21 protein-coding genes and 1 pseudogene are annotated in these 26,187 nt (G+C 71.7%); 14 read left to right on the forward strand and 8 right to left on the reverse strand.

What is annotated here, in order from left to right:
* Window positions 1-265 precede the first annotated feature (265 nt).
* Window positions 266-2,374 carry an excinuclease ABC subunit UvrB gene (uvrB, locus tag AB0C02_RS12400; protein ID WP_357546110.1) on the forward strand — a complete coding sequence of 703 codons (2,109 nt, stop codon included), beginning with the start codon at window positions 266-268 and terminating at the stop codon, window positions 2,372-2,374.
* Window positions 2,375-2,473: 99 nt separating this feature from the next.
* Entirely contained in the window at window positions 2,474-3,388 is a 915-nt protein-coding gene (locus tag AB0C02_RS12405; RefSeq protein WP_357546116.1) for a DUF5753 domain-containing protein, read from the forward strand.
* Window positions 3,389-3,523: 135 nt separating this feature from the next.
* Here the strand turns inward: AB0C02_RS12405 and AB0C02_RS12410 are convergent, their stop codons facing one another.
* Complete coding sequence (locus AB0C02_RS12410; RefSeq protein ID WP_357546125.1) at window positions 3,524-3,817, reverse strand: antibiotic biosynthesis monooxygenase; 294 nt, start codon at window positions 3,815-3,817, stop codon at window positions 3,524-3,526.
* Window positions 3,818-4,352: 535 nt separating this feature from the next.
* Here AB0C02_RS12410 and AB0C02_RS12415 point away from each other — a divergent pair.
* Window positions 4,353-5,351 carry a TerC family protein gene (locus AB0C02_RS12415; protein WP_357546131.1) on the forward strand — a complete coding sequence of 333 codons (999 nt, stop codon included), beginning with the start codon at window positions 4,353-4,355 and terminating at the stop codon, window positions 5,349-5,351.
* Between the two features lie 51 nt (window positions 5,352-5,402).
* Here the strand turns inward: AB0C02_RS12415 and AB0C02_RS12420 are convergent, their stop codons facing one another.
* Together AB0C02_RS12420 and AB0C02_RS12425 are read right to left on the reverse strand one after the other, a co-directional pair.
* On the reverse strand, window positions 5,403-6,332 hold the full coding sequence (locus tag AB0C02_RS12420) for an NlpC/P60 family protein (protein ID WP_357546134.1): 930 nt from the start codon (window positions 6,330-6,332) through the stop codon (window positions 5,403-5,405).
* 43 nt (window positions 6,333-6,375) lie between these two features.
* Window positions 6,376-7,473: a dipeptide epimerase gene (locus AB0C02_RS12425; RefSeq protein WP_357546140.1), complete on the reverse strand. Its 1,098-nt coding sequence runs from the start codon at window positions 7,471-7,473 to the stop codon at window positions 6,376-6,378.
* Between the two features lie 44 nt (window positions 7,474-7,517).
* Here AB0C02_RS12425 and AB0C02_RS12430 point away from each other — a divergent pair, with 44 nt between their 5' ends.
* Window positions 7,518-8,315: a tyrosine-protein phosphatase gene (locus AB0C02_RS12430; protein ID WP_357546145.1), complete on the forward strand. Its 798-nt coding sequence runs from the start codon at window positions 7,518-7,520 to the stop codon at window positions 8,313-8,315.
* Between the two features lie 41 nt (window positions 8,316-8,356).
* On the opposite strand, the gene AB0C02_RS12435 is transcribed toward AB0C02_RS12430, so the two are convergent.
* Entirely contained in the window at window positions 8,357-9,223 is an 867-nt protein-coding gene (locus tag AB0C02_RS12435) for a serine hydrolase (protein WP_357546152.1), read from the reverse strand.
* A 203-nt stretch (window positions 9,224-9,426) separates the two neighbouring features.
* Window positions 9,427-11,295, reverse strand: a complete 1,869-nt coding sequence (typA, locus tag AB0C02_RS12440) for a translational GTPase TypA (RefSeq protein ID WP_357546161.1) — start codon at window positions 11,293-11,295, stop codon at window positions 9,427-9,429.
* Window positions 11,296-11,772: 477 nt separating this feature from the next.
* On the opposite strand from typA, the gene AB0C02_RS12445 reads away from it, so the two are divergent.
* The 4 genes from AB0C02_RS12445 to AB0C02_RS12460 all read left to right on the forward strand — a co-directional run bounded on the left by AB0C02_RS12445 (window position 11,773) and on the right by AB0C02_RS12460 (window position 15,664).
* Window positions 11,773-12,648, forward strand: a complete 876-nt coding sequence (locus AB0C02_RS12445; RefSeq protein WP_357546168.1) for a lytic transglycosylase domain-containing protein — start codon at window positions 11,773-11,775, stop codon at window positions 12,646-12,648.
* Window positions 12,649-12,759: 111 nt separating this feature from the next.
* Window positions 12,760-13,329: a metalloregulator ArsR/SmtB family transcription factor gene (locus tag AB0C02_RS12450; protein ID WP_357546181.1), complete on the forward strand. Its 570-nt coding sequence runs from the start codon at window positions 12,760-12,762 to the stop codon at window positions 13,327-13,329.
* 44 nt (window positions 13,330-13,373) lie between these two features.
* Window positions 13,374-14,618, forward strand: a complete 1,245-nt coding sequence (locus AB0C02_RS12455; RefSeq protein WP_357546189.1) for an MFS transporter — start codon at window positions 13,374-13,376, stop codon at window positions 14,616-14,618.
* A gap of 128 nt (window positions 14,619-14,746) precedes the next feature.
* Window positions 14,747-15,664, forward strand: a complete 918-nt coding sequence (locus AB0C02_RS12460) for a hypothetical protein (protein ID WP_357546196.1) — start codon at window positions 14,747-14,749, stop codon at window positions 15,662-15,664.
* A gap of 48 nt (window positions 15,665-15,712) precedes the next feature.
* On the opposite strand, the gene AB0C02_RS12465 is transcribed toward AB0C02_RS12460, so the two are convergent.
* Entirely contained in the window at window positions 15,713-15,916 is a 204-nt protein-coding gene (locus AB0C02_RS12465) for a cold-shock protein (RefSeq protein WP_357546200.1), read from the reverse strand.
* Window positions 15,917-16,085: 169 nt separating this feature from the next.
* On the opposite strand from AB0C02_RS12465, the gene AB0C02_RS12470 reads away from it, so the two are divergent.
* Window positions 16,086-16,772 carry a 50S ribosomal protein L11 methyltransferase gene (locus AB0C02_RS12470; RefSeq protein ID WP_357546209.1) on the forward strand — a complete coding sequence of 229 codons (687 nt, stop codon included), beginning with the start codon at window positions 16,086-16,088 and terminating at the stop codon, window positions 16,770-16,772.
* A gap of 31 nt (window positions 16,773-16,803) precedes the next feature.
* On the opposite strand, the gene AB0C02_RS12475 is transcribed toward AB0C02_RS12470, so the two are convergent.
* Window positions 16,804-17,457 carry an MBL fold metallo-hydrolase gene (locus AB0C02_RS12475; protein ID WP_357546212.1) on the reverse strand — a complete coding sequence of 218 codons (654 nt, stop codon included), beginning with the start codon at window positions 17,455-17,457 and terminating at the stop codon, window positions 16,804-16,806.
* Window positions 17,458-17,462: 5 nt separating this feature from the next.
* Window positions 17,463-18,179 (reverse strand): maleylpyruvate isomerase family mycothiol-dependent enzyme, encoded by a 717-nt coding sequence (locus AB0C02_RS12480; RefSeq protein WP_357546226.1) that lies wholly within the window; start codon window positions 18,177-18,179, stop codon window positions 17,463-17,465.
* 269 nt (window positions 18,180-18,448) lie between these two features.
* Between AB0C02_RS12480 and rsgA the strand changes: the two genes are divergently transcribed.
* From rsgA to AB0C02_RS12505, 5 genes and pseudogenes are all read left to right on the forward strand, one after another.
* Window positions 18,449-19,528, forward strand: coding sequence for a ribosome small subunit-dependent GTPase A (gene rsgA / locus AB0C02_RS12485; protein ID WP_357546240.1), 1,080 nt, complete (start codon window positions 18,449-18,451; stop codon window positions 19,526-19,528).
* A gap of 194 nt (window positions 19,529-19,722) precedes the next feature.
* Window positions 19,723-22,668, forward strand: coding sequence for an excinuclease ABC subunit UvrA (uvrA, locus tag AB0C02_RS12490; RefSeq protein WP_357546257.1), 2,946 nt, complete (start codon window positions 19,723-19,725; stop codon window positions 22,666-22,668).
* A 149-nt stretch (window positions 22,669-22,817) separates the two neighbouring features.
* Window positions 22,818-23,288 (forward strand): Rieske (2Fe-2S) protein, encoded by a 471-nt coding sequence (locus AB0C02_RS12495; protein WP_357546266.1) that lies wholly within the window; start codon window positions 22,818-22,820, stop codon window positions 23,286-23,288.
* A 46-nt stretch (window positions 23,289-23,334) separates the two neighbouring features.
* Window positions 23,335-25,275 carry an excinuclease ABC subunit UvrC gene (gene uvrC / locus AB0C02_RS12500; RefSeq protein WP_357546270.1) on the forward strand — a complete coding sequence of 647 codons (1,941 nt, stop codon included), beginning with the start codon at window positions 23,335-23,337 and terminating at the stop codon, window positions 25,273-25,275.
* Window positions 25,276-25,965: 690 nt separating this feature from the next.
* A pseudogene (locus AB0C02_RS12505) lies at window positions 25,966-26,187 on the forward strand (phytochelatin synthase); the annotation flags it as partial.

Below are 26,187 nucleotides of genomic sequence, written 5' to 3' on the forward strand. Positions count from 1 at the left end.
AGTAGGGGCGCTCGCGGCGGCCGGTCTGCGCGTGTGTCGCGCGACCACGTCGGTGCGCACGCCGGTCGTCCCGGGTGCTGCGACCGTCGGTGCCGGGGGCGGCCGGGCCCCGAAGGGCGGCCACCGGCCCGGTCGGCCGCCGCGAGCGGCCTACGGTGAGAGCGTAGTCGGGCAGGTTGGGGCACACAATGGGAATATCGAAGCCGGTCTCGGAGCTGCGGCGGTAGGCCCGGAAGTGTCGGACCTCGGGCGTACCGTTGAGGTCATGGCGCTCGACATTCCCCGGCTCGACGGCCGCTTCCAGGTCGTCAGCGAGTTCCAGCCGGCCGGTGACCAGCCGGCGGCCATCGACGAGCTTGAGCGTCGTGTGCGGCGTGGTGACCGTCACACGGTGTTGCTCGGCGCGACCGGCACCGGCAAGAGCGCCACCACGGCCTGGCTGGTGGAGCGGGTGCAACGGCCGACCCTGGTGCTCGCGCCGAACAAGACGCTCTGCGCCCAGCTGGCCAAGGAGTTCAGGGAGCTGCTCCCGCACAACGCGGTGGAATACTTCGTCTCCTACTACGACTACTACCAGCCCGAGGCGTATATTCCGCAGACCGACACCTACATCGAGAAGGATTCCTCGATCAACGAGGAGGTCGAGCGGCTGCGGCACGCCGCCACGATGTCGCTGCTCACCCGGCGTGACGTGATCGTGGTGGCCACCGTCTCGGCGATCTACGGCCTGGGCACCCCGGAGGAATACCTCGACCGCGCCGTCCGGGTCGCGGTCGGGCAGGAACTCGACCGCGACCAGCTGCTGCGCCGGTTGGTCGACATCCAGTACGCGCGCAACGACATCGCCTTCCAGCGGGGCACCTTCCGGGTCCGGGGCGACACGTTGGAGATCATTCCGGCGTACGAGGAGCTGGCCGTCCGGATCGAGCTCTTCGGCGACGAGGTGGAGAAGCTCTACTATCTCAACCCGCTCACCGGGGACGTGGTCCGCGAGGTCGACCACCTGCTGATCTTCCCGGCCACGCACTACGCGGCCGGCCCGGAGCGGATGGAGCGGGCGATCCGCGACATCGAGGCCGAGCTGGGTGAGCGGCTGGCCGAGCTGGATCGGCAGGGAAAGCTGCTGGAGGCGCAGCGGCTGCGGATGCGCACCACGTACGACGTCGAGATGATGCGGCAGGTCGGCTTCTGCTCCGGCATCGAGAACTACTCCATGCACATCGATGGGCGCCAGCCGGGGGATCCCCCGCACTGCCTGCTCGACTACTTCCCCGACGACTTCCTCACCGTCATCGACGAGTCGCACCAGACGGTCTCCCAGATCGGCGGCATGTACGAGGGCGACGCGTCCCGCAAGCGGATGCTGGTCGACCACGGCTTCCGGTTGCCCAGCGCCGCCGACAACCGGCCGCTGCGTTTCGACGAGTTCCTGGACCGGGTCGGCCAGTTGGTCTTCCTCTCCGCCACCCCGGGCTCCTGGGAGATGGAGCAGGCCCAGGGCGAGTATGTGGAGCAGGTCATCCGGCCGACCGGCCTGGTCGACCCGGAGGTCGTGGTGAAGCCCACCAAGGGCCAGATCGACGACCTCATGCACGAGATCCGGCTGCGTACCGAGCGGGACGAGCGGGTGCTGGTCACCACGCTGACCAAGAAGATGGCCGAGGACCTGTCCGACTACCTCCTGGAGAACGGCATCCGGGTGCGCTACCTGCACTCCGAGGTCGACACGCTGCGCCGGGTGGAGCTGCTGCGCGAGCTGCGCAAGGGCGACTACGACGTGCTGGTCGGCATCAACCTGCTCCGGGAGGGTCTCGACCTGCCGGAGGTCTCCCTGGTGGCGATCCTCGACGCCGACAAGGAGGGCTTCCTGCGTAGCGGCCGGTCGCTGATCCAGACCATCGGCCGGGCCGCCCGTAACGTCTCCGGCGAGGTCCACATGTACGCCGACAAGATCACCCCGTCGATGGCGGCCGCGATCGACGAGACCAGCCGGCGCCGGGCCAAGCAGATCGCGCACAACGAGGCGCACGGCATCAGTCCCGAGCCGCTGCGCAAGAAGATCCACGACATCCTCGACGACATCTACCGCGAGGCGGAGGACACCGAGAACGCCCGCGTGGGCGGGGCCGCCCGGCAGCTGTCCCGGGGCAAGGCGCCGGTCAAGGAGACCCGCAGCCGTGCTCGGGGCGGCGCCGCCACCCCGTCGCGGGAGGGGATGGCCCGGGCCGACCTGGCCAACCTCATCCAGGAGCTCAACGACCAGATGCTCGCCGCCGCCCGGGAGCTTCAGTTCGAGCTGGCCGCCCGGATCCGGGACGAGGTCGCCGATCTCAAGAAGGAGCTACGCGGGATGGACGTCGCCGGCGTGAAGTGACGGGCCGGTCGGGAGTCGACGCGACATCTCGATAGCACTACGCAATCAGGGTATTGCCCTCCGTGACTGGTCTGCGTACTCTCCCTCGGGGAGGGACGCATGCCGATGTCAGCAAGTCCTGTCGTCCGGCGGGTGCGGCTCGGCGCGGAGCTGCGCCGGCTCCGCCGCCGACAGTCGCTCACCCTGGAGCAGGTCTGTGGCCGGCTCGGCTGGGCGTCCACGTCCAAGCTGTCCCGCATCGAGCTGGGCCAGAGCCGGCCGGACCTGGCCGACGTGCTCGACCTGCTCGACGTCTACGAGGTGCCGCCCGGCCAGCGGGACGAGCTGATCGTCATCGCCCGGGATGCCGCCACCGGCCGGGGCTGGTCCCGGGCCCTGGGCGAGATGGGGGAACGGCAGCGGGCGTACGCGGAGCTGGAGGCGGGCGCCGCCCGCATCGTCGAGTACCAGCCCGCCGTCGTGCCCGGGCTGCTCCAGACCCCGGCGTACGCCCGCCTGCGGGTCACCGCCGGGGCGTTGCTGCACGAGGGCGTGGACGTGGAGGCGGACGTACGGGCCCGCGTGCTGCGCCAGGACGTGCTGCGCCGGGCGGATCCGCCCCGCTACACCGCCCTGCTCGACGAGCGGGTCTGCGACCCGGGCGGCGCGCCGGACGATGTCTGGCGGGACCAGCTGCGGCACCTGGTCGCCCTCGCCGACCGACCGCACGTCACCATCCGGCTGCTGTCCCGAGACGCCGCTGCCCAGGGCGGCGTCCACCCGCTGGCCGCATTCTCCTACTACGCCTACCCGGACCCGGACGACCCCCGCACAGTGCTGGTGGAGACCCTCACCACCGACCTTCGGCTGGTCACCGAGGCCGACCTCGCCCGCTACGAGCGGCTGATCGACTGGCTGCTGGCGGCGGCGCTGTCGGCGGACGAGAGCGTGGAGCTGCTGGCGCGTCGGCTCGGCTCGGCCCTCGTGCCCCGCCCACGCGAGCCGCGCGACGTTGCGGTCCCGGAGCCGCATTAGCGGCGAGGCGAGCTGGACCGCGAGGTTCTCCACGGCGGCCTCATATCCTCGCGCGGCCACCGGGCCCGGCGCCCCCGATTTCCGTCGGGACCGGTGGCCGGCGCGTCACGCAATCTATGCGACGGGTACGACAGCTCAGGCCGTCACGTCGATGAAGTGCTCGACCAGCGGCGGGTTGGCGAAGTGCGGGCCGATGAGTGCCCGCCACTGCTGGAACCGCTCGCTCTGCCGGAAGTTGACCTCGTGCGCCTCGACCGAGTCCCACTCGACCAGCAGTACGAAGCGAGACGGCGACTCCACGCCCCGGGTCATTCGCACCGAGCGGCAGCCCTCGGTGCCGGCGAGGACCGGGCGCGCCTGCGCGTACGCGGCGGCGAAGTCGTCCTCGTGTCCGGGCATCACATCGATCAGTGCGACCTCAAGAACCATGCCCGGAAGCCTCGCACGTCGGGCGCGGTCACGACGTCCCGGGGGCCGCTCCGACCTTCGCGCTCATGAGGGGCGAGCACGTGGCGTGGGGTCCCGAGGTGGACACATCCCGGTAGTGCGGTATGCCTCTAAGGCATATTTGGGAGGAGTAGTGGTTTGTCTCCGCGCGGCCGCCAGCTTGCGGCCCCCCACCGCGGGTTCAGGTCTAGCCTCCTAGGACGCGCCGCGCGGGGCGGGCTCCACGCACGGCGGAAAACGCGATTGCCTCGCCAATTCGGGATCCGGAGTCGCGTTCTGCGGGCGGATGGTGGAAGATGGCGGCCAAGGAGGGGAGTATTCCCCCGCGGCGGAGTCGTCAGCACGGAAGAGCACCGGCCCCCGGTGATACGACCCGGCTCCGTCGGTCAGCGGCTCGGAACCTCGGGCCAATGGCGGAAGAGACCTCCGACAGTCACCCAGAGTCAGCGTAGACGCACCCCGGACCATCACTCGGCGTACGGTGTGCCCGACGCTGCGTGTCTGCCGGAGGAGCAAATTGAACGTGTCCGGACTGGTGTGGGCCGGGACCCTTGTCGCGTTGACCGCAGTCTTGCTCGTCGACCTTGTCATCATCGGTCGACGCCCGCATGAGCCCAGCGTCCGTGAGTCGAGCATGTGGGTCGGCTTCTACCTCGGGCTGGCCCTGCTCTTCGGCGCCGGGCTCTGGCTCGCCGCCGGGCCGAGCATCGCCGGCCAGTTTTACACCGGCTGGCTCACCGAGTACAGCCTCTCCGTGGACAACCTCTTCGTCTTCGTGATCATCATGGGCCGCTTCGCGGTGCCCCGGCTGTACCAGCAGAAGGTGCTGCTCATCGGCATCGTGCTGGCGCTGGTCATGCGGGGCGGCTTCATCGCCGCCGGCGCCGCGCTGCTTTCCAGATTTTCCTGGGTCTTCTACATCTTCGGCGCGTTCCTGATCTACACCGGGATCAACCTGGCCCGGCAGGGCGAGCCGGACGAGGGCGAGTTCAGCGAGAACGTGTTGATCCGCTGGAGCCGCAAGGCGCTGCCGCTGTCCCGCGACTTCGACGGCGCGCGGATGATTACCCACGAGAACGGCCGGCGGCTGTTCACGCCGCTGCTGATCGTGATGATCGCCATCGGCACCACCGACCTGATCTTCGCCCTCGACTCGATTCCGGCGATCTTCGGCATCACCAAGGAGCCGTACCTCGTCTTCACCGCGAACGTGTTCGCGCTGATGGGGCTGCGGCAGCTCTACTTCCTGCTCGGCGGCCTGCTGGACCGGCTGATCTACCTCAGCTACGGCCTGGCCGCGCTGCTCGGCTTCATCGGCGTGAAGCTGGTTCTGGAAGCCCTTGCCGACAACAATCTGCCGTTCGTCAACGACGGCCAGCCCGTGGCCTGGGCACCGCACATCCCGATCTGGCTCTCGCTGGTCGTTGTCGTGGGCACCCTGGCCCTCGCGACCGCGGCCAGCCTGATGAAGTCGTCCTGGGACCGGCGTCGCAAGCTGGGCGAGGCCGAGCGCTGACCCCGCCGGGGGCGCCGCCAGGGCCGGAAGCGCCTTTCCCGGGTACGCGGATCAGACGCGGTGGACGCCGACCAGCGTAGCCTCCCGTTCCGGGGGGAGCTGCTCCTCCACCACCCGGCGCTGGAGGTAGCAGGCGTGCAACATCCGCCGGACCGCACCGTGCGGCTCACTGCTGACGATGCCGATGTGGTGGATCCGACGGCCGGGCCGGGCGAAGAAGTAGAGGTCGCCGGGGCGCTCCTCGCCCAGGGCCAGGGGAGTGGTCGCCTCGGCCTGGTCGTAGGCGTCGCGGGGGAGGGTCACCCCGTACCGCCGCCAGGCCAGGTGCACCAGGCCGGAACAGTCGATGCCGTGGCTGGAGACGCCGCCCCAGATGTAGATCAGGTCGCGCAGTCGCTCGGCGGCGGCGAGTACCTCCTTGGTCGCCGGCCGCTCGGCGGGCAGCGGCACGACGTCGCCCTCGGGCGCCCAGAGCGGGTCGGCACGGCCGGGCACGTGGACCGGCCGCCACCCGTCCACCGGCCGACCGGCCGGGGTGAGGCGGGTGCCGAGGACCACGGCCGGCAGCGCCACCGGGCCTTCCGGGGTGGCACGCAGCGCGGTGAGCGTGGCGTCCACCACCAGTGGGCTGTCCGACGGGCCGGTCCCCGGCGGGGCGGCCAGTTGGGCGGCGGGCAGCCAGCCGGGGTAGCCGCGGGGGTCGAGCCTGGCGGCGGGCTGGTCCCGGGCGACCACGTGTGCCCAGCCGTCGGCGTGTACCTCGGTGACGAGCACCCGTTCACCGAGCAGCAACTGGCTGAGCACGCAGTCGCCGACCTGCTGGTCGCGGTCCATGCCGCCGATCCAGGCGGCGATGTCCGGCGGGTCGGCCAGGGCGGGGCGGTCGACCGGGCGGACCGCCTCCGGAGCGGTCCAGAGGATTGCCACCGGGACCCGGACAACGGCCTCGCGGCCCGGCTGCAGCTCCACGTCCACTCCCACCTCGCGTCCTCTCCAGCGAGCCTATGAAAGATTCCGCCGGCCATCAACCGCAGGACTGGACCTTAACTTCATTCACCCCCGAGATGCCGAGGCCGGGTGCGTCGGGCAGCAGGACGTTGGCGCCGTCGTACCGGATGCCGCCGCCCACCGGTGACCAGGCCAGCCACCAGGCGGCGTCGAGGTCGCTGATCGCGCTGGTGCCGTACGCGGCGACCAGGCTGGCCGCGGCGCCCACGCCCACCGGGCTCTCCATCATCGAGCCGACGATGGTGCCCATGCCATGGGCGGTGGCCAGGTCGAGCAGCGTCCGTGCGGTGTGCAGGCCGCCGCACTTGGCCAGCTTGACGTTGACCATGTCGGCGGCCCGGCGGCGGATCACCTCGACCAGGTCGCGGACGTCGAAGACCGACTCGTCGGCGAGGATCGGCAGGTCGACCCGGTCGCTGACCCAGGCCAGGCCGTCCAGGTCCCGGTGGTGGACCGGCTGTTCGACCAGTTCGACGTCGAGCCCGGCGTCCTCGATGCCCCGGATGACCCGGACCGCCTCGCGCGGCGTCCAACCCTGGTTGGCGTCCAGCCGGATGCGTACGTCCGGGCCGACCGCGGCGCGGACCGCGCGGACCCGGTCGAGGTCGCCTCGGGCGTCGGTGCCGACCTTCAGCTTGAGCACGGTGAAGCCCTCGTGCCGGCGCTGCTTCGCGGCGGTGGCCAGCTCCACCGCGTCGCCGGCGGCCAGGGTGACGTCCGTCGGCACCCGCAGCGCGGTGCCGCCGAGCAGCCGCACCAGGGGTACGCCGAGCCGACGTGCGGCCAGGTCGTGCAGGGCGACGTCGACGGCCGCCTTGGCGGACTCGTTGCCGACCACCGCGCGGCGTACCTCGGCGCAGCGGGCCTGGAGGTCGTCGGCGTCCCGTCCGGCCAGCGCGGGCGCGAGGAGGTCCCGGACGCATGCCTCGGCACCCGCGATGGACGCCCCGGTGACCCGCCAGACCTGCGGGGCCTCGCCGAACCCGGACCGCCCGTCGGCGTCGACCACCTCGACGACCAGGGTGTCCACCGTGGTCGTGCGGCGCAGTGCGGTGACGAACGGGGTGTGTAAGGGGGCGGAAAGCCGGTGGGTGCGTACCGCGGCGATGCTCATGTGCGGCACTCTATACACAGGATGCCGGGGACTGGGGAGGGTCGATGGCCGGACGGGACTGGGTACTGGTGGGCGCGCCGAACGCCCGTGACCTGGGTGGACTGCCCGCGGCGGATGGGCGGCGGGTGCGCGCACGACGGCTGATCCGCACCGCCGCGCTGGGCCGGCTCAGCGACGACGACCTGCCGGTGCTGGGCCAGCTGGCGCCGGCGTGCGTGGTGGACCTGCGGCACGAGACCGAGCAGGCGGTCGCCCCGCCGGACCGTCTTGTCGGGCAGCCGCGGGTGGTGCACCTGCCCGTGTACGACCCGGCCCATCCGGTCTTCACGTACGTCTCGGCGGTGCTGCTCGGTCACGACCTCGGCGCGTACGACGAGCTGGCGCGGGAGGGCATGCCGGCGGCGATGGCCGCGATCTACCGATGGTTCGTCACCGGGGAGTCGGCCCGGGCCGGGTTCGGTGCGGCGGTGCGGCTGGCCGCCGACGGGGCGAACCTGCCGCTGCTGTTCCACTGTTCGGCCGGCAAGGACCGGACGGGCTGGCTGTCGGTGGTGCTGCTGACCGCGCTGGGCGTGGACGAGGCGGCGATCCGGGCCGACTATCTGCGGCACAACGAGCTGACCGAGAGCCTGCGCGAGGTGCTGCTCGCGGGGATGACCCGTCAGCGGCCGGATCTGGACCCGGCGATCGCGGGACCGCTGCTGGGGGTGCGACCGGAGTACCTTGACGCCGCGTACGACGAGGTGCGGCGGGTGCACGGCTCGTTCGGGGCGTACCTGCGGGACGGGCTGGGGGTGACCGACGGGACGGTCGCCGCGCTGCGCGCGAACCTGCTGGAGTGAGCGACGGCCCGCCGGCGTGGGGCATCGGCGGGCCGTGCCGGTCAGTCGGCCAGCTCGTGGCGGGACGCCCACACTCGGGCGGAGATGTGCGCGATCAGGCGGCAGGCGTCGTCCTCGGTCTCCTCGCCGCTCGGGCCGCCGTCGGCCAGCTCGGTGGTGGTGCAGACGACGATCGTGTACGGCGGGGCGTCGGCCGGGTAGACCACGCCGGCGCCGTGCCGGATGCCGCGTATCCAGCCGTTCTTGTGCGCGATCCGGGTGCCCTCGGGCAGCCCGGCGGCGAGGTCCTCGCGGTGTTCCTGGGCGAACAGGACGTCCAGCATGGAGGCGCATCCGGCCGGGGAGGCCAGCGGGCCGGGCCGGCGGGCGCCGAGGGCCAGCTCGCTGAGGAGGGCGGCCAGGTCACCGGCGGTGACCAGGTTGTCGATGCTGGCGTCGCGGGCCGCGTAGTCCTCGATGCCTCGGCCGGTGACGCTGTGCCGCGCCTCGGCGAGCGTCCACGCCTCGGCTACGGCGGACAGTCCGACGTGGCCGATGACGATGTTGGTGGCCAGGTTGCTGGAGCGGATGATCATGCGGTCCGCGAGCCAGCGCAGCGGTGCGGTGCCGCCGACCCGCGCCCAGACCGCGTCGTCGTTGTCGTAGTTCCGGTCGTTGGCGAACCGGGGTGCGTCCGGGGCTGCGGAGTCGAAGCTGTTGCGCACCGGGACCGGGTCGTCCAGGTCCAGCCGGCCGGCCTCGGCGGCGCGGTACAGCGCCACCAGCACGGCCGCCTTCATGGTGCTGGCCGCGTAGTGGGTGGCGTCGGCCTGCCGCGTCCAGGTAGGGCGGGCACCCAGCCGCCCCACATACGCGGAGACGGTCCCCGGAACCCTGTCCAATTGCGCGTCGAGATCCCCCCACCCCATACCGGCGACCCTAACCGATCCCCGCCCCCGCAATCGCCCCCCGCCCCGCCCTCGCCGCCCCGAGTGATCATGAGGTTGTTGTCTCGCCACCCCGAGGCGGCGGGCAACAACTTCATGATCATCGGGGGTGTCAGGAGGTGGGAGGGGAACGACGGAGCCCGGGCCGCTGGGGGCGGTCCGGGCTCCGGGGCGGGGTGGGTGGGTCAGCCGGCGTGCTTGCGGCGGGCGGCGAGGCGGCCGCGCTGGGTCTGGTCGAGGATGACCTTGCGGATGCGGACGGCGGTCGGGGTCACCTCGACGCACTCGTCCTCGCGGCAGAACTCGAGGGCCTGCTCCAGCGACAGCTTGCGCGGCGGGATCAGCTTCTCGGTCTCGTCGGAGGTCGAGGCCCGCATGTTGGTGAGCTTCTTCTCCTTGGTGATGTTGACGTCCATGTCGTCGGAGCGGGAGTTCTCCCCGACGATCATGCCCTCGTACACCTCGGTGGTCGGCTCGACGAAGAGCTGACCGCGCTCCTGCAGGTTGATCATGGCGAACGACGTGACCGCGCCGGCCCGGTCCGCGACCAGCGAGCCGTTGTTACGGGTACGCAGCTCGCCGAACCACGGCTCGTACGACTCGAAGACGTGGTGCAGGATGCCGGTGCCGCGGGTGTCGGTGAGGAACTCGGTACGGAAGCCGATCAGACCCCGGGCCGGGACCAGCCACTCCATCCGGATCCAGCCGGTGCCGTGGTTGACCAGCTGCTCCATCCGGCCCTTGCGGGTCGCGAGGAGCTGGGTGATCGCGCCCAGGTACTCCTCGGGGGCGTCGATGGTCAGCCGCTCGACCGGTTCGCAGGTCTTCCCGTCGATCTCCTTGGTGACCACCTGCGGCTTGCCGACGGTCAGCTCGTACTGCTCGCGACGCATCTGCTCGACCAGGATCGCCAGCGCCAGCTCGCCGCGGCCCTGCACCTCCCAGGCGTCCGGCCGCTCGGTGGGCAGCACCCGCAGCGAGACGTTGCCGATCAGCTCCTTGTCGAGGCGGTCCTTCACCATCCGGGCGGTGACCTTGGAGCCCTTGACCCGGCCGACCATCGGCGAGTTGTTGGTGCCGATGGTCATCGAGATGGCCGGCTCGTCGACGGTGATCAGCGGCAGCGGGACCGGGTTCTCCGCGTCGGCCAGGGTCTCACCGATCATGATCTCCGGGATGCCGGCGACGGCGATGATGTCGCCCGGGCCGGCGGACTCGGCCGGCTTGCGCTCCAGGCCCTCGGTCATCAGCAACTCGGAGATGCGGACCCGCTGGGTGCTGCCGTCGGTGCGGCACCAGGCCACGGTCTGGCCCTTGGTGATCGTGCCCTGCCGGACCCGGCACAGCGCCAGCCGGCCGAGGAACGGCGAGGCGTCGAGGTTGGTGACGTGCGCCTGCAGCGGCGCCCCCTCGGTGTACGCGGGCGGCGCGATGGTGTCGAGCAGGGTGCGGAACAGCGGCTCCAGGCTGTGGCTGTCCTGCGGCACCGCGCCGTCGGCGGGCTGGGTGAGGGAGGCGATGCCGTCGCGGGCGCAGGCGTAGACGATCGGGAAGTCGATCTGCTCCTCGTCGGCGTCCAGGTCGAGGAAGAGCTCGTAGGCTTCGTCCACGACCTCCTTGATCCGGGCGTCGGGGCGGTCCACCTTGTTGATCACCAGGATGATCGGCAGCCGGGCCTTGAGGGCCTTGCGGAGCACGAACCGGGTCTGCGGCAGCGGGCCCTCGCTGGCGTCGACCAGCAGAATCACCCCGTCGACCATGGTCAGGCCGCGCTCGACCTCACCGCCGAAGTCGGCGTGGCCGGGGGTGTCGATGATGTTGATGGTGACCGGCTCGGACCCGTCCGCCGGCAGGTATCGCACGCCGGTGTTCTTGGCGAGGATGGTGATGCCCTTTTCCCGCTCGAGGTCCATCGAGTCCATGACCCGCTCGGTTACCTCACCGCGGGCGCCGTAGGCGCCGGCCTGCCGCAACATGGCGTCGACCAGGGTCGTTTTGCCGTGGTCGACGTGGGCGATGATGGCGACGTTGCGGAGGTCGGTGCGTAGCTGCATACCCTCCATACTCCTGTCTGCGGTTGCCGGGGCACGCCGCGGGGTCACCCCCGAGGTCGCCCGGATCTCTACCGAAACTGTTGTCCCGACCGGTTCGGCGACTGGCCCGCCGGCCCCACGGGGGGACCGTGCCCGAGCCGTTGACGTGGCTGCCGGGCCCACCGGCCCCGCCGATCTACCTGGTCGCCGCGGCGATCGGCGCGGGTGGGACCGCGTGATCGTCGGGCTGCTGGCGCCGGGCGAGGCGACCGGTGCTGCTGGTCGGCCTCCAAGCGTACGCGGGGACGCTACGGCTCGTCCCGACGCTGTCGGCGGTGACCGCTGGCGGCGTGATCGGAGACACATTCGCCGACTGTCGGCGCGGCCCCGACCGCGTCCGCCCGCCGTGGCCGCACCCGGCCCGGACGGCGACGAGCGTCCCCCTGGAATCCGTCGATCCTTGTTAGGGTGCGGCGGACAACCGCGGGGAGGGGCCGGATGCGACGGCGAGTCGGCCGATGGGCCACAGCGACCACCGCACTGCTGGTGGCGGTCGTGATCACCGGGTGCGGCGGCGAGAAACCCCCGGTCCCGGACATGGCGGACGAACTGCCCACGCAGGTGCCCGTCGACGCCCCGGCCGACAGGCCGACCGAGGCGCCACCGGCAGCGGTCGAGGGCATGGGCGTTGCGCCCAGCGCCAAATCCAGCCCGAGCGCCACGCCGACGGTCAAGCCCAAGCCGAAGGCCACCCGGACGAGCACCGGGCCGCTGGCCAAGCCGAAGCCGCCGACCGAGACCAAGCTCCCGCCGCCCCCGCCGAAGCCGGCACCCAGCGACTGCAAGCCCAGCTACCGTGGCACCAAGGCGACCAACAGCCAGGTGAAGGCGGCGCTGTCGGACGCGGCCGCGAAGACGTACTGGCCGACCTCGGCCCCCAAACTCACGATTCCGCTGAACCTGGTCAAGGCCACGGCCTGGCAGGAGAGTGGCTGGCAGTCCAACATCGTGGCCTGTGACGGCGGCATCGGGCTGATGCAGGTCATGCCCGCCACCGCCGACTGGATGAACCAGCGCTTCGGCGAGTCGTACGACATCAACGACTACCGGGACAACGCCTACCTCGGGGCCAACTATCTCGCCTGGCTCACCAAGTACATCGGCGACATGTACTTCCCCGAGACGGATTACTCGCTGGACGCCTCGCTGTGCACCGCCGAGTGGAACTCGTGCCTGCTCAACGCGGTCATCTCGGCGTACAACTACGGGCACAACGCGGTGGCCCGGGAGGGTCAACCCCTCACCATCCCGAACCCGCGGTACGTGGACAACGTACGGTCGCTGATGACCGGTTGCGAGTGCCTGAGCTTCTGAGCTGACCTGCCGACGGGCACCGGCCGGCGAACCGGCCGGTCCGGGACCGGCGCACCAATATTTCGCAAGAACTGTTGCGCAATGTGTCTTGCTGATGTCAGGCTGTCCGGCATGGAGAAGCCTGACGTCGGGCACGTCACCGACTCGCGCGTCCTCGCGGCGCTCGCCCATCCGTTGCGCCGCCGGCTCATGGACGTGCTCAAGGTGTACGGCCCGTCGACCGTCGGCCTGCTCGCCGAGCGGACCGGCCAGGCGCCGGCGAACGTCAGCCACCACCTGAAGGTGCTGGCCGCCGCCGAACTGGTGGACGAGGCACCCGAACTGGCCCGGGACCGCCGGGAGCGCTGGTGGCGGCTGCGCACCCGCGCCGTGCGCTGGTCCAACGCCGACTTCGACGCCGACCCCGCCGCCCGGGCGGTGGCCGACGCCGCCACCTCGCTCAACCTGGACCGGCACGTCGCGCTCGTCCGCGCCTGGCACGCCGCGGCCGAGGACGCCCACGCGGCCTGGGGCGAAGGACCGTTCAGCACCGACAGATGGCTGCACCTGACCCCCGAGGAGCTGGCCGAGCTGAGCCGCGAGGTGATTGAGCTGTTCGCCCGTTGGGCGGACCGTCCGGACGACGGACGGGAACGCGAGCCGGTCTTCCTGTTCGCGTACGGCGTTCCGGGCCGACCGTGACCACTCGGCCAACCCCGACCGCGGCGGCCCGTACACACCCGCCGGTGCCGCCGCGACGTGGCGGCCTGATCCGGCACCGCGACTTCCGGCTGCTCTGGGCCGGGCAGACGGTCAGCGCCATCGGCAGCAACGTGACCGCGGTGGCGTTGCCGCTGGCCGCGGTGGCGGTGCTGGACGCGACCACCTTCCAGGTGGCGGTCCTCACCGCGGCGGCCTGGCTGCCGTGGCTGCTGGCCGGCCTGCCCGCCGGTGCCTGGGTGGACCGGGTGCGCCGCCGCCCGATGATGATCGCCTGCGACCTCGTCTCGGCGGCGCTGTTCCTCAGCGTGCCGGTGGCCGCCCTGCTCGGCGTGCTCACCATCGGCCAACTGCTCGTCGTGGCGCTGGGCGCCGGCCTGGCCCGGGTCTTCTTCGAGACCGCGGACCAGGTCTACCTGCCCACCCTGCTGCCGCCCGAGCAGGTGTCGGAGGGCAACGCGAAGCTGCACGTGACGCAGACGGCGGCCTACCTGGTCGGCCCCGGGCTGGCCGGTCTGATCGCCCAGCTCGTCGGCGCGGTGGCCGCGGTGCTGCTGGACGCGGTCACCTTCCTGGTCTCCGCCGTGTGCCTGGGGCGGATCCGGGCGGTCGAGCCCCGACCCGCCCGCTCGGACGGAAGGCCCTCGTTGGCACGCGAGGTGGCGGACGGGCTGCGGTTCGTCGTCCGGGACCCCTACCTGCGGGTGCTGACCCTGTTCGGGGCGGCCAGCAACATCGGGCTCACCGGCTACCAGGCCGTCCTGGTGGTCTTCCTGATCCGCTCCGCGGGACTGCCGGCGGGCCTGGTCGGCCTGCTGATCGGACTGGCCAGTGTGGGCGGGATCGTCGGCGCCAGCCTGGCCACCGTCCTCGCCCGCCGGCTCGGCTCCGCCCGCGCGCTGTTGGCCGCCGCCGCGGCCACCGGGCCGCCCGCGCTGCTCATCCCGTTGGCCGGTTCGGGCCTGCGGGTGCTCTGGCTCGTGCTCGGCGGAGCGCTGGTCAGCCTGGGCGTCGCGGTGGGCAACGTGGTCAAGGGCAGTTTCCGGCAGACGTACACCCCGCACGCCCTGCTCGGGCGGGTGACGGTGAGCATGCAGCTGCTGAACTACGGCACGATCCCGTTGGCGGCCGTGCTGGCCGGCGCGTTGGGTGCCGCGTGGGGCCCGGCCGGGGCGATCCGGGCGATGACCGCCTGGCTGGCACTGACCCCGCTGATGCTGCTGGTCGGGCCGCTGCGGCGGCGGCGTGACCTGCCGGCGTCGCCGGCCTGAGGATGGGTCGCGGCGGCTGCGGTCCCACAGCTTCCTCATAGTTCCAGATAGTGCCTCTGACCTGGGCAAACTCGCTCTGCCTGGATAGCCTCCGGTCAACCGTACGACGCGGTGCACAGGGAGATCCCATGACCCGAGCCCCGGAAAACCTGTTGGCCGTCCGCGACTTGCTGCTCACCCACCTCAAGGTCGACAAGAACGCTCTCGGCATCGTCGGCGACGCCAACCACAAAGGTGGATATCACTGCGGCTCCGACCGGGTGCTGCCGAACGACTACTCGGTGGTGGAGTCCACCCGGGACTCCTCCGGACTGACCCTCGACGCGTCCGCCCTGGACGTGGGCGAGTTCACGGTCAGCTCCGGCGGTGCCACGCACAACCTGCGCAACTTCTCCACCTGGTGCGTGGCGCAGTGCGCCGCCGGCACCGCCGACACCAAGGACATCAGAGAGATCATCTACTCCCCGGACGGCAAGACCGTGAAGCGCTGGGACCGGCTGCACAAGCGTACGACCGGCGACAGCAGCCACCTGATCCACACCCACTTCAGCTTCTTCCGCGACTCCACCAAGGCGAACCGGGACCAGACCCCGCTGTTCCGCCGTTACCTGACCACCATCGGACTCCTGGAGGACGCCATGGCCCTGACCGACGCGCAGGCCGCCCAACTCGCCAACGTGGAACGGATGCTCGGCAAGCTGCTCAAGGGCAGCCTGGCCCCCGGGCCCGACGGGCAGCCGGAAAACGCCGCAACCTGGTGGCTGCGAATGCTGGCCGACAACGCGGACCCTCTGGTGGCGAAGGCGTACCCGCCGGAACCGAACGGCAACTGGCGGCCCATCTCGGCGGGCCTGGCACAGATCGCCGCGCAGATCGCCGCGACCCGCGCCGACATCGCCGCACTGGGCGGCACCGACCCCAACGACACGCAGGCGATCATCGCCGGAGTGCTCGGGGGCCTGACGCCGGACAAGATCGCCGCCGCGATCCCGCTGACACTGGCCAAGGACGTCGTTGACGAACTGTCCCAGCGGCTGGCCGCCTGACCACGGGCTGCGGCGGCGGTCGGAGACCCGACCGCCGCCGGCACGGAACTACAGCGGGCGGACGTTGTCCGCCTGCGGACCCTTCTGCCCCTGGGTCACCTCGAACTCGACCTTCTGACCCTCCTGCAGCTCACGGTAGCCGCCGCTCTGGATGGCCGAGTAGTGGACGAACACGTCCGGCCCCCCGCCGTCCTGCTCGATGAAGCCGAAGCCCTTTTCCGAGTTGAACCACTTGACCGTGCCGGTTGCCATGCGTCTCTCTCCCTGTTCAAAGCGGGTGACCACCGGCCGCAGCCGATGATCGCCCTGTACCGCTCCGACACTAACCGTCCAAACCGCGATCTGCTGGCGGAAGTGCCGGCGTGCCCTCCGTAATACGCCCGGAGCGGGAATATCCCTGCGCGACGGGCCGGCGCCCGGCATGCTTGCCCCGGTGAGGGAACCGACGGCGCTGGAGGACCTGGAACGGGAAATCGCCGCGCCCGGGGTCGGCCTGGACCGCCTCCGGCTCGTCGCCGCGCCGTTCGTGCCCGAGGTGCGACTGCACCTCGCCGAGGACGCGATCCTGTGGTGGGCCCGGATGGAGGCGGCGGCCGGCCACCGGCTGGCGCCGCCGTACTGGGCCTCGGTGTGGGCCGGCGGTCAGGCGCTGGCCCGCCACCTGCTCGACCACCCCGAACTGGCCGCCGGCCGGCGGGTGATCGACCTGGCCGCCGGCTCCGGACTGGTGGCCATCGCCGCCGCCCTCGCCGGCGCCGAGCGGGTGGTCGCCAACGACATCGACCCGTACGCGGTCGCCGCCGTCACCGTCAACGCGCGGGCCAACCGGGTGGCCGTGGCGGCCACCGGAGACGATCTGCTGGACGCCACGATCCGTGCTGACCTGCTGCTGGCCGGCGACGTGCTCTACGAAACGGCACTGGCCGGGCGGGTGCTGCCGTTCCTGCAGCGGGCCGCCGACCGGGGCGTCGAGGTGCTGGTCGGCGACCCGGACCGGGGACACCTGCCACCCGACCGGCTGGAGGTGGTGGCCAGCTACCCGGTGCCCACCACCGAGCCCGCGGTCGACACCCCGGTACGCCGGGTCCAGGTGCTGCGCCCCCGCTGAAGCGGTACGGCGGCTCGGGGCCGACGGTCGCTCACCAGCCGCGGGCCCGCCACTGGGGCAGCGCGGGGCGCTCGGCGCCGAGGGTGCTGTCCCTGCCGTGCCCCGGGTAGAACCAGGTCTCGTCCGGCAGCCGGTCGAAGAGCTTCTGCTCGACGTCGTCCATGAGCGACGCGAAGGCGGCCGGGTCCTGGTGCGTGTTGCCGACGCCACCCGGGAAAAGCGAGTCGCCGGTGAACAGGTGCGGGATGCCGGACGGGTCCCGGTAGAGCAGCGCGATCGAGCCCGGGGTGTGCCCCCTGAGGTGGATCACCTCCAGGGCGCAGTCACCGACCGCGACGGTGTCGCCGTCGTGCAGCGGCTCGGCGTCGATCGGCAGCCCCTCGGCGTCGTCGGCGTGCACCAGCGGGCGGGCGCCGGTCTTGGCGACCACCTCCTCCAGGGCCACCCAGTGGTCCCTGTGGCGGTGCGTGGTGACCACCGCGGCCAGGCCGCCGTCGCCGACGAGGTCGAGCAGGCGGGGTGCCTCGTTCGCGGCGTCGATCAGCAGCTGCTCGCCGCCGTCCCGGCAGCGCAGCAGGTAGGCGTTGTTGTCCATCGGCCCCACCGACACCTTGGTGATGGTGAGCCGCTCGAGCTCGCGGACGGCCGGCGCGCCGCCGGGCGTGACGTCTCCGGTGTAGGTCATGAGTCCTAGATCCATTCCGCTGGGGTCGGCAGGGGGCCGCCGGGGGTGACGGTGAGCACCTCACCGGTGCTGCGGCCGATCAGCCAGGCGGCCAGGTCCGCTGCCGTGCCGGTGATCGTGGGCGCCCCCGTAAGCTCACCCACGACGATCTCGTGGCGGACGCCGTCGAAGCGCAGCACCATGGCCGGTGCCTCGGGATTGTCGGCCAGCCCGGTCGCCACCTCGTGCAGCAGCCGCTGGGCGAACGCCTCCGGCCAGTCGGCCGGCCGGTAGCCGGCCGCCAGGTCGACGTGGTGCACCTCGACCTCCCGCAGCCGCGCCCAGACCAGCAGCGCCGCCGGCCACGGGCCGTGGCGGGTCTGCACGGTGGCCGCCCAGGCCTCGACCGGCATCGCGTCGACCGCAGCCGCGAACCGCTCCGCGCTGTGGCGCAGGTCGTCGCGGAGGTCGTCCGGCGTACGGCCGGCCCCGGCCTCGATGTCGGCGACCCGGGCCTCGGCGCTGGCGTACATCGGGATGGGCTCGCCGGTGCGGGCGGCGGTGAGCAGGTTGACGAGGCCGTCGGCGCTGCGGGCCAGGTGGGTCAGCACATGGCCGCGGCTCCAGCCCGGCAGCAGGGACGCGGCGGCGACGTCCGCGGCGTCGAAGGCGGCCACGGTACGCAGCAGCCGGGCCGTGGCGTCGCCCAGCTCGCCGGTCAGCAGCAGCGGATCGGTGGTCACGTCGCCACCCTAGTTCGCGCCTGCGGGGCTCGCAGGATCGGCTCACTCCTCGCGCTCACGTCGCCACCCTAGTGGTACGGGACCGCCGCGTCGCCGGGGAAATCGCTTTCCGTGCGTCGGCCGGCCCCCTACCGTCGGTCCGACGGCTTCAGGTCGCCGAGCTGAAGTCGTCGCAGAACGCGGCACCGGTAGTCGAAGGAGGTGGTTGAGCATGCCGGTCGTAGCACGCGTGTTCCGCCGTGAATCCCCTCGACACCGATGAGGAATCCATGACACTCGACCTGACCGCCCTCGGCTGGGATGCCGACCGGGCGGCGCACGTACGACGACACACCGACCACCGCCCGGGCCGGGTGGCCCGGGTCGACCGCGGGATCTGCACCGTGCTGCGGCCTGAGGGACCGGTCCGGGCCACCCTGGGCGGCGCGGTGCTGGCCGCCGCGGCCCGGGACCTGTCCACGCTGCCCTGCGCCGGTGACTGGGTGCTGCTGGCCACCTGGCCGGACGGGCCGGTCACCGTCGAGGCGGTGCTGCCCCGGCGCACCGCGCTGATCCGGCGGACCGCCGGCAAGGACGCCAGCGGGCAGGTGCTCGCTGCCAACCTCGACGCCGCCGCGGTGGTCGAGCCGGTGCACCCCGAGCCGGACGCCGCGCGGATCGAACGGCTGCTCTCCCTGGTCCACGAGTCCGGCGCGGAGCCGCTGCTCGTGCTCACCAAGTCGGACCTGGCGGCCGACCCGGCGGCCGTCGCCCGCCAGCTCGCCGCGCTCGCGCCGGGGGTGCCGGTGCTGCCGGTCAGCGCCGAGCGGGGCACCGGGCTGGACCCGCTGCGCCGGTACGTCGCGCCGGGGCGGACCCTCGGCCTGCTGGGGCCCTCCGGAGCGGGCAAGTCGAGCCTGGTCAACGCCCTCGCCGGGGCGGAGGCGATGCGGACCCAGGCGATCCGCCGGTCCGACGGCAAGGGCCGGCACACCACCACCTGGCGGGCGTTGGTGCCGATCCCCGGCGGGGGTGCGGTGCTGGACACCCCCGGGGTACGGGCGGTCGGCCTGCTGGACGGCACGGCCGGGCTGGACCGGGCCTTCGCGGACATCACCGAGCTCGCCGTCGGCTGCCGGTACGCCGACTGCGCACACGAGGCCGAGCCGGCCTGCGCGGTGCGGGCGGCCCTGGAAAGCGGCGAGCTGCCCGTCCGGCGCTGGGAGAGCTGGCGTCGGCTCCAGCGGGAGTTGGCGTACGAGAGTGGGCGCCGGGAGGTCCGGCTGGCCGCGCAGCGGCGGGGCAACTGGCGGGGCGAGCGGCGGCGCAGGGCACGTCCGTCGTCACCGCCGTCGCCGGGCGGATACTGAGTCGAGCACCGGTCGCGCCGGCCCGCCCGGGTCGGCGCGACCGGGCTGACCTGGTGGAATGTGCGCACGACGAAAGTTGTCGTACCTCGGGGCTAGAGTTTCCGAGGCGTGTTTCCTGCGCCTCGACAACCGCTCAGACCGTCCTCCGAGCGGACAGATCCGCCTCACATTCTTCTTCCGGGAGTACACGGACCGTGGCCGACCGACTGATCATCCGTGGCGCGCGCGAGCACAACCTGCGTGACGTCAGTCTCGACCTGCCCCGGGACGCCCTGATCGTCTTCACCGGGCTCTCCGGGTCGGGCAAGTCGAGCCTGGCGTTCGACACGATCTTCGCCGAGGGGCAGCGGCGCTACGTGGAGTCGCTGTCGTCGTACGCCCGGCAGTTCCTCGGCCAGATGGACAAGCCCGACGTCGACTTCATCGAGGGCCTCAGCCCGGCGGTCTCCATCGACCAGAAGTCGACCTCGCGCAACCCGCGCTCCACCGTCGGCACCATCACCGAGGTCTACGACTACCTCCGGCTGCTGTTCGCCCGCATCGGTGAGCCGCACTGCCCGGTCTGCGGCGAGCGGATCTCCCGGCAGAGCCCGCAGCAGATCGTCGACCGGGTGCTGGCCATGGCCGAGGGCACCCGGTTCATGGTGCTCGCCCCGGTCGTGCGTGGCCGCAAGGGTGAATACGTCGATCTGTTCGCCGAGCTCCAGGGCAAGGGCTACGCCCGGGCCCGGGTCGACGGCGTGGTGCACCCGCTGACCGAGCCGCCGAAGCTCAAGAAGCAGGAGAAGCACACCATCGAGGTGGTGATCGACCGGCTCAGCGTCAAGCCCGGCGCCAAGCAGCGGCTGACCGACTCCATCGAGGCGGCGCTCGGCCTCTCCGGCGGCCTGGTGCTGCTCGACTTCGTCGACCTGGCCGAGGACGACCCGGATCGGGAGCGCCGTTTCTCCGAGCACCTGGCCTGCCCCAACGACCACCCCCTCGCCATCGAGGACCTGGAGCCCCGGGTCTTCTCCTTCAACGCCCCGTACGGCGCCTGCCCCGAGTGCACCGGGCTGGGCACCAAGAAGGAGGTCGACCCGGAGCTGGTGATCCCGGACCCGGAGCGCTCCCTGCGCGAGGGGGCGATCCAGCCCTGGGCCACCGGGCACAGCCTGGAATACTTCCTCCGCCTCCTGGAGGCCCTCGGCGAGGCCGAGCACTTCGACCTGGACACCCCGTGGCGGGCGCTGCCGTCCCGGGTGCAGAAGATGATCCTGCACGGCTCCGGCGACCAGGTGCACGTCCGCTACCGCAACAAGTACGGCCGCGAGCGTTCCTACTACACCGGCTTCGAGGGCGTGGTGCAGTGGATCGAGCGCCGCCACACCGACACCGAGTCGGAGTGGTCTCGGGAGAAGTACGAGGGCTACATGCGGGACGTGCCCTGCGCGGCCTGCGGCGGCACCCGGCTCAAGCCGGAGGTGCTCGCGGTCACCCTGGCCGGCAGGAGCATCGCCGAGGTCTGCAACCTGTCCGTCGGCGAGGCGGCCGAGCTGCTCGCCGGCATCGAGCTGACCGACCGGCAGAAGATGATCGCCGAGCGGGTGCTCAAGGAGATCAACGCCCGGCTGAAGTTCCTGCTCGACGTCGGGCTGGACTATCTCTCCCTGGACCGTCCGGCGGGCACCCTCTCCGGCGGCGAGGCGCAGCGCATCCGGCTCGCCACCCAGATCGGCTCCGGCCTGGTGGGCGTCCTCTACGTGCTCGACGAGCCGTCGATCGGCCTGCACCAGCGGGACAACCACCGCCTGATCGAGACGCTGCTGCGGCTGCGTGGGCTGGGCAACACGCTGATCGTGGTCGAGCACGACGAGGACACCATCCGGGTCGCGGACTGGATCGTCGACATCGGCCCGGGCGCCGGTGAGCACGGCGGCCGGATCGTGCACAGCGGCTCGGTGCCGGCCCTGCTGGAGAACGACGACTCGGTCACCGGGGCGTACCTGTCCGGGCGGAAGATGATCCCGACGCCGAAGCAGCGCCGCCCGCAGACCCCGGGCCGTGAGCTGGTCGTGCACGGGGCGCGCGAGCACAACCTGCGCAACCTCACCGTGTCGTTCCCGCTCGGTCAGCTCATCGCGGTCACCGGGGTCAGTGGCTCCGGCAAGTCGACCCTGGTCAATGACATTCTCCACGCGGTCCTGGCCAATCAGATCAACGGCGCCCGGCTGGTCCCCGGGCGGCACACCCGGATCACCGGGCTGGAGCACGTGGACAAGGTCGTCGGCGTCGACCAGTCGCCGATCGGCCGCACGCCCCGGTCGAACCCGGCCACCTACACCGGCGTCTGGGACCACATCCGCAAGCTCTTCGCCGAGACCACAGAGGCCAAGGTCCGGGGGTACGGTCCGGGCCGGTTCTCGTTCAACGTCAAGGGCGGCCGCTGCGAGGCGTGCTCCGGCGACGGCACGATCAAGATCGAGATGAACTTCCTGCCGGACGTCTACGTCCCGTGCGAGGTGTGCAAGGGCGCCCGGTACAACCGGGAGACCCTGGAGGTGCACTACAAGGGCCGGACCGTCGCCGAGGTGCTGGACATGCCGATCGAGGAGGCGGCCGAGTTCTTCTCCGCCATCCCGGCCATCCACCGGCACCTCAAGACCCTGGTCGACGTGGGCCTCGGCTACGTGCGTCTCGGCCAGCCCGCCCCGACGCTCTCCGGCGGCGAGGCGCAGCGCGTCAAGCTCGCCTCCGAGCTGCAGAAGCGCTCCACCGGCCGGACGGTCTACGTGCTGGACGAGCCGACCACCGGCCTGCACTTCGAGGACATCCGCAAGCTGCTGATGGTCCTGGAGGGCCTGGTCGACAAGGGCAACACGGTGATCACCATCGAGCACAACCTCGACGTGATCAAGACGGCCGACTGGATCATCGACATGGGCCCGGAGGGCGGTCACCGGGGCGGCACGGTGCTCGCCACCGGCACCCCGGAGGAGGTCGCTGAGGTGCCGGAGAGCCACACCGGCCAGTTCCTGCGCCCGATGCTCAAGCTCGACGGCGAGGCCAAGGGCGCCAAGGCGGCCACCACCCGGGCGGCGAAGGCCAACGGCGGCGGCGCGAAGTCGCGTACCCGGAAGGTGCCCGCCGGGGCGCGCTGAGCGACGGTACGACGGACGGGCCGGACCACGGGTCCGTCCGTTTGGCCGTTTGGTGAGATGCCCGCGTGAACCGTACGGCAAAGTGAAACGTGTTTGAATCTGTAGCCGCGCGTCGTCAACTGTGCGACGGTAGCCGAGAGAGGCCGGACATGAGTGATGACCAGGTGCTGACCGGACCGGGTACGCAGACGCGGCGGGCCCTGCTCGCGGGCGCCGGCGCGGTCGGCACGGCGGTGGTGCTGGCCGGCTGCGGCAGCGACGAGGAGAAGAGCCCGGCCACCGCCGGCGGTCCAGGCGCGACCAGCAGTGATCCTGGTGCGACCGCCAGCGCCGGCGAAGCCATCGCCAAGACCAGCGACATCCCGGTCGGCGGTGGGACGATATTCGACAGCAAGGGCATCGTCGTCACTCAGCCGCAGGCGGGCCAGTTCAAGGGCTTCAGCCCGGTCTGCACCCACCAGGGTTGTCTGGTGTCAAAGGTCGAGGGGGGCACCATCGTCTGCACCTGCCACGACAGCCGCTTCTCGATCGTCGACGGTTCCGTCAAGCAGGGGCCCGCCCGCCAGCCCCTGCCCCCGAAGAACATCAAGGTCACCGGTGACCAGATCAGCCTGGCCTGACGCGCGGCGGCGGTGGGCTGTCGGGGGTGCGGATTAGGCTTGCTACGTGGCTGACCCCTCAACCTACCGGCCCGCGCCGGGCACCATCCCGGAGTCGCCGGGGGTCTACCGCTTCCGTGACGGCACCGGCCGGGTGATCTACGTCGGCAAGGCGCGCAACCTGCGCAGCCGGCTCAACTCCTACTTCGCCGACCCGGTCAACCTGCACCAGCGCACCCGGCAGATGGTCTTCACCGCCGAGTCGGTGGACTGGATCACCGTCGCCACCGAGGTGGAGGCGCTCCAACAGGAATACACCTGGATCAAGCAGTACGACCCGAGGTTCAACGTCCGCTACCGCGACGACAAGTCGTACCCGTACCTGGCGGTGACGCTGGACGAGGAGTTCCCGCGGCTGCAGGTGATGCGCGGCGCCAAGCGCAAGGGGGTGCGCTACTTCGGGCCGTACTCGCACGCCTGGGCGATCCGCGAGACGCTGGACCTGCTGCTGCGGGTCTTCCCGGCCCGCACCTGCTCCTCCGGTGTGTTCAAGCGGGCCGGCCAGGTCGGCCGCCCCTGCCTGCTGGGCTACATCGGCAAATGCTCCGCGCCGTGCGTCGGCAGTGTGACCGCCGAACGGCATCGGGAGATCGTCAACGGGTTCTGCGACTTCATGGCCGGTCGCACCGACACGATGGTCCGCAAGCTCGAACGGGAGATGCAGGGGGCCAGCGAGCAGCTGGAGTTCGAGCGGGCCGCCCGGCTACGCGACGACGTCGCCGCGCTGCGCCGGGCCATGGAGAAGCAGACGGTGGTGCTCGGCGACGGCACCGACGCCGACGTGGTGGCCTTCGCCGAGGATCCGCTCGAGGCCGCGGTCCAGGTCTTCCACGTCCGCGACGGCCGGGTGCGGGGCCAGCGCGGCTGGGTGGTGGAGAAGACCGAGGAGCTGACCACCGGCGACCTGGTGCACCACTTCTGCACCCAGGTCTACGGCGGCGAGCAGGGCGAGGCCGACGTGCCCCGCGAGCTGCTCGTCCCCGAGCTGCCCGGCGACGCCGACGCGCTCGCCGACTGGCTCTCCGCCCGTCGGGGCAGCCGGGTGTCGCTGCGCGTACCGCAGCGCGGCGACAAGCGGTCGTTGCTGGAGACCGTGGAACGCAACGCGAAGGACGCGCTCGCCCGGCACAAGCTCAAGCGGGCCGGCGACCTGACCACCCGCGGCAAGGCCCTCGACGAGATCGCCGAGGCGCTCGGCATGCGTACCTCGCCGTTGCGCATCGAGTGTTTCGACGTCTCCCAGATCCAGGGCACCGACGTCGTCGCCAGCATGGTCGTCTTCGAGGACGGGCTGCCCCGCAAGAGCGAGTACCGGCGGTTCATCATCCGGGGCGCCACCGATGACCTGTCCGCCATGTCGGAGGTGCTGCGCCGGCGCTTCGCCCGCTACCTCGACGCCCGCGCCGAGACGGGGGAGATCGGCGAGGAGACCGCAGGCGACCCCGACCTGCCGGGCATCGATCCCACCACCGGGCGGCCACGCAGGTTCGCGTACCCGCCGCAGCTGGTCGTGGTCGACGGTGGTGCGCCGCAGGTGGCGGCGGCCGCGCAGGCCCTCGCCGAGCTGGGCATTGACGACGTGGCGCTGTGCGGGCTGGCCAAGCGGCTGGAGGAGGTCTGGCTGCCCGACGACGAGTTCCCGGTCATCCTGCCGCGCGCCTCGGAGGCGCTCTACCTGCTGCAACGGGTACGAGACGAGGCGCACCGGTTTGCCATCACCTTTCACCGGCAGCGGCGCTCGAAGCGGATGACTGAGTCGGCGCTGGACAACATCCCCGGCCTGGGCGAGGTGCGCCGTAAGGCGCTGCTGCGGCACTTCGGGTCGCTCAAGCGGCTATCGGCCGCCACGGTGGAGGAGATCACCGAGGTCCCCGGGGTGGGCAAGCGGACTGCTGAGGCCATCCTGGCGGCCCTGGGCGAGGGCGCCAAGCCCGCACCCACCCCCTGACCTATCCGCGTCCCCTCGTTCCGGGTCCCGCCGTCAAGATCCGGGTCGTGCCTTCGCCCGCCGGGGCAGTTTGCGTCCGGCAGGTGGCATCCGGACATCCCGGGCGATACGTCGTCTCGTGAGCGATATGCCTCGGGGGCATGAATATGCCCCAGAGGCATATCGCTTGTTGGTGATGCGCCGTCCGGGCGGGGGTCACGCGGTGTAGGCGAGGGCCCCGCGACAAGGGTGTGCGGCCAGTGCGGGGACACCGGCCCGCCGGTTGGGGCGAGTGTCCGGATCCCGGGGAACCTGACGCGTCGAATGTCTGGTATCGGCCCATCCGCCCGATTGTCGGGGGCCCGCCCGGCGGAATCGGGTCGGGGTCGGGGGCGTTGTACATGGCTGACCGCGCCGCATCCCCGCGCCGGTCACCCGGCCCGCCAGCACGGGCCACCGGCCCGGCGGAATGACCCGCCACCGGCCGTGGTTACATCCCCCGGACCCGTCGAGCAGGCCCACCGGCCCGCCGGCCGGTCCCCCGGCCCCGGCGGAATGACCCGCCACCGGCCGTCGTTACATCCCCGGGCCACCCGAGCAGGTCCTCTGATCGCCGGGCCGCCCTTCTGACTTTCCCCCCTTTGATCGCGGCACCCGCGTCCCCCCTTTCGCGGTGTACGTCGCGTAACCCCCGAACGAAAGGCCTTCATCATGCGTACCGACATCCTGCGTAAGACCGCCCTGACCATCACCGGTATCGCCGCCACCGCCGGTGGCATCGCCGGCCCCGCCATCGCCGCCCACGCCGCCGACACCAAGCCCGCCCCCAAGCCGGCCACCGAGCGGGAACTGAACGTCGACTACAAGGCCCAGCCGAACTTCTACTACTGCGGCCCCGCCGCCACCCGCAACGCCCTCTCCGTCCAGGGCAAG

It is taken from the genome of Micromonospora sp. NPDC048999 (assembly GCF_040649295.1).
GTDB lineage: Bacteria > Actinomycetota > Actinomycetes > Mycobacteriales > Micromonosporaceae > Micromonospora.

What these genes read in the sequence shown, in the direction of transcription:
- AB0C02_RS12465 (WP_357546200.1), bottom strand. Translation starts at nt 15,916, where the DNA reads ATGGCAACCGGCACGGTCAAGTGGTTCAACTCGGAAAAGGGCTTCGGC.
- AB0C02_RS12430 (WP_357546145.1), top strand. Translation starts at nt 7,518, where the DNA reads ATGGCCGGACGGGACTGGGTACTGGTGGGCGCGCCGAACGCCCGTGAC.
- AB0C02_RS12445 (WP_357546168.1), top strand. Translation starts at nt 11,773, where the DNA reads ATGCGACGGCGAGTCGGCCGATGGGCCACAGCGACCACCGCACTGCTG.
- AB0C02_RS12495 (WP_357546266.1), top strand. Translation starts at nt 22,818, where the DNA reads ATGAGTGATGACCAGGTGCTGACCGGACCGGGTACGCAGACGCGGCGG.
- rsgA (WP_357546240.1), top strand. Translation starts at nt 18,449, where the DNA reads ATGACACTCGACCTGACCGCCCTCGGCTGGGATGCCGACCGGGCGGCG.
- typA (WP_357546161.1), bottom strand. Translation starts at nt 11,295, where the DNA reads ATGCAGCTACGCACCGACCTCCGCAACGTCGCCATCATCGCCCACGTC.
- AB0C02_RS12450 (WP_357546181.1), top strand. Translation starts at nt 12,760, where the DNA reads ATGGAGAAGCCTGACGTCGGGCACGTCACCGACTCGCGCGTCCTCGCG.
- AB0C02_RS12410 (WP_357546125.1), bottom strand. Translation starts at nt 3,817, where the DNA reads ATGGTTCTTGAGGTCGCACTGATCGATGTGATGCCCGGACACGAGGAC.
- AB0C02_RS12470 (WP_357546209.1), top strand. Translation starts at nt 16,086, where the DNA reads ATGCTTGCCCCGGTGAGGGAACCGACGGCGCTGGAGGACCTGGAACGG.
- AB0C02_RS12460 (WP_357546196.1), top strand. Translation starts at nt 14,747, where the DNA reads ATGACCCGAGCCCCGGAAAACCTGTTGGCCGTCCGCGACTTGCTGCTC.
- AB0C02_RS12475 (WP_357546212.1), bottom strand. Translation starts at nt 17,457, where the DNA reads ATGACCTACACCGGAGACGTCACGCCCGGCGGCGCGCCGGCCGTCCGC.
- AB0C02_RS12425 (WP_357546140.1), bottom strand. Translation starts at nt 7,473, where the DNA reads ATGAGCATCGCCGCGGTACGCACCCACCGGCTTTCCGCCCCCTTACAC.
- uvrB (WP_357546110.1), top strand. Translation starts at nt 266, where the DNA reads ATGGCGCTCGACATTCCCCGGCTCGACGGCCGCTTCCAGGTCGTCAGC.
- AB0C02_RS12405 (WP_357546116.1), top strand. Translation starts at nt 2,474, where the DNA reads ATGCCGATGTCAGCAAGTCCTGTCGTCCGGCGGGTGCGGCTCGGCGCG.
- AB0C02_RS12435 (WP_357546152.1), bottom strand. Translation starts at nt 9,223, where the DNA reads ATGGGGTGGGGGGATCTCGACGCGCAATTGGACAGGGTTCCGGGGACC.